This window comes from Pseudoalteromonas sp. ATL1 (genome assembly GCF_058933015.1).
Genome location: NZ_JBZYXL010000002.1, coordinates 1,163,267 through 1,170,501, shown reverse-complemented (window position 1 = coordinate 1,170,501; position 7,235 = coordinate 1,163,267). Strand labels below are relative to the sequence as shown.

Genomic DNA, 7,235 nt, shown 5'->3' with positions numbered 1-7,235 from the left:
GTCTAACTCTTTGGCCTTTTTAGCAATCGTTAAGCCTCTTTCTTGCGCGGCGACATCTTCGCTTTGTGCGCTGTACGCTTGCCCACTCAAGAGCAGGGTAGCAACGAGGGCTCGAGATAGTATTTTTAACATGTTCGCTTCTCCTTAATTTTGCGCAACGACGTTGTTATTTTCTTCCACTGGCTGTGGGTCTTTCCTGATCTTATCTGCGGCTATCAATAATGAAGGAAGCAATAAGAAATCAACCACCAAAGCAATGGTGATGGTAATTGCTGTCATTATTCCCATGTCTGCGTTTACGCGATAGGTCGATAAAGCCATAATCAAGAAACCAGCCACTAAAATCAGGGTTGTAAACCACAGTGCAGGCCCCACACTTTGGAAAGTGTAATGAACCGCTTGTTCCGGTGTCATGTTTTTCTCTCTGCGTGCCGTGAGGTACTTACTCATAAAGTGCACAGTATCATCAACCACAATACCTAGTGTCATACCAATAACCACCGACAAGCCTAGGCCAACTTCAGCGGACAGCAGCGCCCAAATGCCAAATGCAATACCCGCAGGCACTAAGTTTGGTAATAAGCTAATTGCGCCATATTTAAATGACCCCATCACAATGCCTAAGATAGGCGAAATCAGCATCAATGCCAGCACCGATCCTAGCAACATACTATTGATGTTCTTCTTGCTGATATGCGCAAACATCAATGAAATACTCGCCGCTTCTAACTTCAACTCAGGATAGTTTGACGCAAACCAAGCCGTTGTTAGCGCTTCTAACTCAAGTAGTTCATACGTTGGCATGTTTTTCAGCGTAGCTACAACACGCGTCGCTGACTTATCAACATTAATTTGGTTATTGAGATCCAAGCCTACTGGCAGTGACATTTCATATAACAGAAGATATTGTGCCGCTAGTTCTTTGTCGTCTGGTAATTTGTACCATGTTGGATCATCACCATGCATATTCTTATTCAAACGCTTGAAAATGTCGCTAAGCGTGTTGACGTGGTCGACTTCTGGCAGCGTTCTTAACCACTCGCTAAAATGGTCAATTGCCGCGATCACTTTCGGGTCGTTAATACCATTTGCAGTGCCCGTTTCAATAGAAAACTCGATAGTATCTACACCGCTCAGTTCATTACCCATTAACTCGGTTGCCATTCTAAACGGTACTGACTCGTCAAAAAACTCCACATATCTATCATTCAGTTCGTTACGTGGGATCAATAACAGCATCACTAGCATCACAAATAAGGTACCCGGTAACAGAATTCGGTAATTCTTAACCACAAAGTGACTGACGCTAGCCATAAAATCAGAGTGCTCTTTAGCATCTTCTTTAAATGGTTTGATAGGAAGCACGGCAAGTAATGCGGGGAATAAAGTAACTGAGAATAGGAAAGCCATCATCACCCCAAATGCCACCATATTACCTAAATCTTGAAATGGCGGTACATCCGAGAAGTTCATGCTCAAAAAGCCTAATGCTGTGGTTGCGCTAGTTAAAAAGATTGGCTTCAAGTTGTGATCTAAGCTGTTGTAGATAGCTTGTCGTTTATCAAAGCCTTTGCGCATTTCGTGGAACATATTCGCCAAAATATGCACGCAATCTGCCACCACAACCGTTAAGATCATGATAGGCGCAGCAGCTGATGGCGGAGTTAAATAAACACCCATCCACCCTGTTACGCCTAGAGTCACCACAATCGCCACTATCGCGATTAATAGCGTAGAGATGGTTCCAGTGATAGTGCGTAGAAGTATGCCTATCGCAATCATCACCACCACAAACATAAGGGGTACTAAGGTGTTATTGTCTTCTAGCGCCGCTTCAGCAAAAGCCACATCCATCATCACCAAACCGGTTAAATGGATCTCAACATCAGGGTACTTTGCAAGTAAGTCATCGCGAATTTGACGCACAAACGTGCTCACATCCGTCAGCTCCTGCTCGGCATTTGTGCCCGGCATTTGCACTGTAACATTCACTAAACTCACATGACCTTGAGTCGAAATTAAGCGCTTAGCCAGTAACGGCTCATTCACCGCAATGTGGCGAATTTCTTCCATGCGTTGTTTATCAAGTGCTTCTGGGTCAAGCACCAAGTCTTCTACAATAAGGTCATCGCCCGTTGCAAAGGTATGCTGATAATTGGTAATAGAGTCAACTCGACTTGAATAAGGCGTTTGCCAAGCTTGTTCGGTCAAATCGTAAATTAGCGAAAGATTCTCTTTGGTAAAAACATCTGCGTTTTTTGGTACTATCAAAAACGCGACATTATCGCTTTGAGAATAAACAGCTTCCATTTGGTCGAATGCTTGTAGCTGAGGATTGTCTTCTCTAAAAAAAACCCGGCTATCACTTTTAAACGTTAAATAGCCGGCTCCCCAGCTAGCAGCAATAATAAACACCAAGCTGACTAGCAGTGTTAAAAAGGGCCGATGGACCCCACTTTTCAGTATAAAGTCGCGCATTGTTACTCTACTCCATTTAGAATGTTACCTTGCGATTTCAAAGTTAAAAAATACAGCGACACAAATAATTAATTGAACTAATTACTTATAAAGTGCATTTTCGAATTTTTTAAAGTGTTCATTTTTTTCGACATTGAATGCGACATGAAAAGGGCGCATGGTGTTGCCAAAAATGCCTCTGTCGGCCATTAAGTGTATCCATGGGGCCAACAACACATAGTCAAAGCCGTAAAAGTAAACCCAAGCTACAGTGAACACGATCCAAGTTAGGTAGCTGTGTGAAGTGTTATAAATGACATAAAATATTTTAGGCACATTTTTATTCACGTACTTGTAATACATCATGCCAGGGTAAAAGCCGAAGAGGTCAATGCCCCAAAATAATGCGTTAAATAAGTACCAGTTGATGCTTTCGTAATTGAGCGCTGCGAGCCCAGCCATAACTATCAGTAATGCTGTATGCTCCATACGAACAAGGTTATGAGTACCGATCGTCTCATATTTATTGTTAATATCCATGTAACCTTTCCTTAAATTTTTAGTTACTTATTAAATGTTACATTAGTCATCAGTTGCTTGTAAATACTACTATCGTGCCGACTGACACCTCGTCATACCAAAGTCGAACTTGCAAAGTTGGAATAAATCCAATGAGATAGCGCAATGCTTTATGCGCTTCATTGTGTTTTTGTGCACATCTCGAATAGCGATTTCCTGTAATGCGTGTGGTCGTTTGCCCACCACAGCATAAAGCACATTTGGTTCGCCATTGCGATGTATCACGCGCGTTTGCGCACCATTGAATTGATAACTTGCGACGTGTTTATAGCAATTAGATATTGCAGCTCTATGAATGAACCGAGTATTTACTTTAGCGTTATTATCCAATGTACTGATATCCTTATCATCTCTTGTGAACTAGTCATATGATGGCATAGCAAATTATTAGTATGTGCATTTTTATGATGATCCGCTTCGCTAATATGTTCGTAACTCTTTATAACCATTGAGGTAATTGACTCAACCAAAAAAAGGTGCAAAGATCTCGTTGCGTTTTACATCACGTTAAAAAACATCTGGCACAAGTTTTAGAACTCACTCAACAAACTTATGGATATGTCAGTGGCATTTTCAAAACGTGAACAGGCTAATAGCTAAACGACTTCAAGGATGTAACATACACATATGAATACGTTAAAAAAGATTTGCCTATGCTCGCTGTTCGTGCTCCCGAGCCTAGCGCAAGCGACGGAACTATCGGGTAAAGTGGGTGTACAAAGCCGTTTATTTACCGATGATGATAAACTTCAAAGCTCAGTACTCGCCGAGCCAGAGCTGTATTGGAGCGATGAAGACCGATATAACAGCTTCACGTTCAAACTATTTGCACGCTACGACGATTTAGACGACGAGCGTACCCACCTCGATATTCGCGAAGCTTTATGGTTGCATGTGGGCGATGAATGGGAATTCCGCGCAGGTATCGGTAAGGTATTTTGGGGTGTCACCGAATCAAATCACCTTGTTGATATCATCAACCAAACCGATTTAGTTGAATCGATTGATGGCGAGGAAAAACTCGGTCAACCCATGTTGCAAGGTACCATTTTAAGAGATTGGGGTGTACTCAGTGCGTTTGTACTTCCCGGCTTTCGTGAACGCACTTTCCCCGGTGTTGATGGCCGACTGAGAGGTCTTTTAGTCGTTGATACAGACGACGCATTGTATGAAAGCAGCGACAAACAAGATCATTTTGACTATGCCCTAAGATATAACAACTCAATTGATGTGTTTGATGTGGGTTTGAGTTGGTTTAAAGGCACTAATCGCGATCCGCATATGGTGCTAAAAGCCCTTCAAGCCGATGTTCGTCAGCCAAATGCCATCGCTTTATATGATCAAATGCAACAGTTTGGCATCGATGTACAAGCCACCATTGGTGACTGGTTATGGAAAGTAGAAGCCATCCATCGTGATGACTCAATCGGTGACTTTGGCGCATTGAGTGCCGGCTTTGAATACACTATGGTCGGTTTTTGGGGCGCGACAGATTTGGGGCTCCTTATGGAGTACAACCGCGACTCTCGTAATGAGCTCTCTTCTTCATTATTGCAAGACGATATCTTTGTGGGCGCTCGATTTGCCTTAAACGATGTACAAAGCTCTGAGCTACTACTGGGTTACACTCAAGATTTAACCGAGTCTAGTTCACGCACCGCGTTTATCGAAGGCAGCCGCCGCCTTGGCGAGTCATGGAAACTTACTTTGGATGTACGCCTATTTACCACCGACGACATCACCATGCCACTGTACGGCATTCGCAACGACGACTATGGCTCAGTCACGCTTGAGTATTATTTCTAAATAATGATTTAGGATTAAATGTTTGAAATTGGAAGAACAAACCCAGCATCAAAGCTGGGTTTGTTTTGGCTGTGTATTGTTTAAAAACGCAAATACAGCATGTAAAGCACCTTTACAGCTTACAGTATGAAAAGATATACGCCGCGCGTTGGAAATAGTTTTCGCCGATTATGGTTATTCCAATTCTTATCTTATTTTTAGCGGTGTCCAACGTTGGACACTTTATTCCAATGCAGTTATTGACCATTCAATCTTCTTTCAGAATGTTGTCGAGCTTCTTTTTGGCAAAATGCTGCAATAACTTTTGGCTCCCCTCAAAAATAGCTTTAAACGGTGCGTCTTTAAACTCACTTTTTAGCTTATCAAAAACCTCTTGCTTGTTTAATGCGTAGGAAAAGTCATGGCCATTCTGGGTTAATCTAACTTCAATATTCGCACAACTTGGCCCATGTTCATGACGTTGGATACCCATAAAAGATATAGAACCAGTTTCTAGATCCCACCGACTTACCAAGTTGTTCTCAACTAAAAGTGAGTAATGGAAAATAAAACTTTCGTCTAAACACCTATTCCCCACACTTGCTACCAATTCAGGTAACGAAACATATGGCTTTTCAGACTCAATAAAATAAGCAAGAGTTTCTTTTATATAATCTAAATCTACTTTCATATTCTTTATTCCAATCTAGTTGCTAATTAGCTATCGTAGCCTGTTCGATAGCGCCTCATGCTCTTCCCATCATTGAACAGCAACCTCTTCTGTTAAAGCCTCTTGTGCTTTTGTTTTGCTCATTGTGTTATCAGGATCAAATGGTGTTGGCAATTTAACATCATCTATATCTGGGTTGTTTATCGATGTGCAAGACCATTCAACATAACCGTCTTGCCCGATAACTTTGATATAGCTTTTTTGGTCGCCATCGGCCTGAATACCTAGCCAGAGCTTTCTTACAAGTGCAGTGGCCTCATGCCCAAAAAACAATTCTTGTTTAAATGATGTTGTTGTATACCCAGTTCCGCTTAAACCTATTTCAACATTATAAAACTTGTACATCGTTAATCCTTATAGTAAACGTTTATTTCAATGAATTATGCAGGTAATTCCTGTATTCAGAACATACTTTATTGTTATTATTTCCAAAGTGATGAAATATGAAACCAACGATTTCCTTTGCCTCATCACCTGTCTGGAGAGATTCTGGAATCTTCGCAAGAGTTATTTCTTTGCCTACTGATATTACGTTTGTCATTAAAATATGTACCTTATGGTCCTGATTAATTACTTTAAGCAACCTTGATTTAACTAAGAGTTCTGCATGTAGTAAGTTAATTTTATCAACACCCTTTAGATATCTTCTATACGACAATTTATAGCTTTCTTTAAATTGATTTTTAACATCCACATCCTCATTTTCCGCGAAGTTCATCATATCCAAATACATTGAACATACGGCCATATCAAGGCTTGTGCCAGTTAAATGAACTTTTTCCAGCGCCTCTAAAACATCAAGTTTTTTCCCGTGGTGAACTTGCTCCCGCCATTGAAAAAAAGCAAACAAGGCACATACACCTCCTACTATTCCTCCAATACCTGAAAGTAAACTTATTAGGCTAAAAATGGGCTGACTTATCAACGGTTCAAAAATTGCTCCTATAATAACCAAACTAATACATACAATAAAAATTTGTGTATTTTTCAAGAGAAACATTTGTCAATATCCTGTTACTTTAATTCTTGAGTACACGTTATTGATAGCGTCCGATAGCTGCAATAAATTACCATTGTACTTATCTGTTACAACCTGCCTTGATGCGTAGCCAAACAAATCAGCCACCACACCATGATCAACGTCCTTTGCTAAGTGAATAATCAAGGAATCTTCAAAGGTTTTAGCCGTAGCCCAGTCTAATCCAGCTTTTTTAAGTAACGAATTCACTTTGCTTCTTAGGTTTGTCGGCTGCTTATTAATGCCGCTTTTAACTGTTCGTTTGCTCATTGCAAACTCACAAAGCCGATCATTTAATAGCGCTGGCGCATACTCACTAAAGCCCCTGTGAGTGCTTAAGTTATGCTTGTACTTAGCTGGTAATTCTTGCTTTTCGTACCAATGAAAATATTGCTCAAGCGACTGACAAAACACTTCTGGCACTTCGATAATACGGTCTTTTTTGTTGCGACTATATGCTGCTGGGAAAACCCATCTACGATAAATTTCGCCCTTGTCGTTCATTAATTGATGGAGCTTTAATAAATTGTGCTCAGTGAGCGACAAAGGTACATAAGCAAGCTGACTTATTAGATACCTGTCTTTAATCGCATATTTACCCGTGCAAGCCGTGTTAAGAAGCGAATCTATATCGCTATCTACGAATATCTGCCTTAACATTTATAT

At 40.8% G+C, this 7,235-nt stretch carries 8 protein-coding genes; 1 reads left to right on the top strand and 7 read right to left on the bottom strand.

Annotated features, from left to right (window positions below; translation table 11 throughout):
- Positions 1 to 144: 144 nt before the first annotated feature.
- The 3 genes from AC5FX4_RS23065 to AC5FX4_RS23055 form a co-directional block, all read right to left on the bottom strand.
- The gene (locus tag AC5FX4_RS23065) at positions 145 to 2,478 is read right to left on the bottom strand and encodes an efflux RND transporter permease subunit (protein WP_493608758.1); all 2,334 of its coding nucleotides are present in this window, start codon (positions 2,476 to 2,478) and stop codon (positions 145 to 147) included.
- A gap of 81 nt (positions 2,479 to 2,559) precedes the next feature.
- Positions 2,560 to 2,997: a hypothetical protein gene (locus AC5FX4_RS23060; protein WP_493608757.1), complete on the bottom strand. Its 438-nt coding sequence runs from the start codon at positions 2,995 to 2,997 to the stop codon at positions 2,560 to 2,562.
- Positions 2,998 to 3,066: 69 nt separating this feature from the next.
- Complete coding sequence (locus AC5FX4_RS23055; RefSeq protein WP_493608756.1) at positions 3,067 to 3,366, bottom strand: hypothetical protein; 300 nt, start codon at positions 3,364 to 3,366, stop codon at positions 3,067 to 3,069.
- A gap of 297 nt (positions 3,367 to 3,663) precedes the next feature.
- Between AC5FX4_RS23055 and AC5FX4_RS23050 the strand changes: the two genes are divergently transcribed.
- Positions 3,664 to 4,842, top strand: coding sequence for a hypothetical protein (locus tag AC5FX4_RS23050; RefSeq protein WP_493608755.1), 1,179 nt, complete (start codon positions 3,664 to 3,666; stop codon positions 4,840 to 4,842).
- A gap of 247 nt (positions 4,843 to 5,089) precedes the next feature.
- On the opposite strand, the gene AC5FX4_RS23045 is transcribed toward AC5FX4_RS23050, so the two are convergent.
- The 4 genes from AC5FX4_RS23045 to AC5FX4_RS23030 form a co-directional block, all read right to left on the bottom strand.
- Positions 5,090 to 5,512 (bottom strand): DUF2513 domain-containing protein, encoded by a 423-nt coding sequence (locus AC5FX4_RS23045; protein WP_493608754.1) that lies wholly within the window; start codon positions 5,510 to 5,512, stop codon positions 5,090 to 5,092.
- Between the two features lie 69 nt (positions 5,513 to 5,581).
- Positions 5,582 to 5,896, bottom strand: coding sequence for a hypothetical protein (locus AC5FX4_RS23040; protein ID WP_493608753.1), 315 nt, complete (start codon positions 5,894 to 5,896; stop codon positions 5,582 to 5,584).
- A gap of 22 nt (positions 5,897 to 5,918) precedes the next feature.
- On the bottom strand, positions 5,919 to 6,551 hold the full coding sequence (locus AC5FX4_RS23035) for a hypothetical protein (protein WP_493608752.1): 633 nt from the start codon (positions 6,549 to 6,551) through the stop codon (positions 5,919 to 5,921).
- Between the two features lie 3 nt (positions 6,552 to 6,554).
- Positions 6,555 to 7,229: a hypothetical protein gene (locus AC5FX4_RS23030; protein WP_493608751.1), complete on the bottom strand. Its 675-nt coding sequence runs from the start codon at positions 7,227 to 7,229 to the stop codon at positions 6,555 to 6,557.
- Positions 7,230 to 7,235 lie beyond the last annotated feature (6 nt).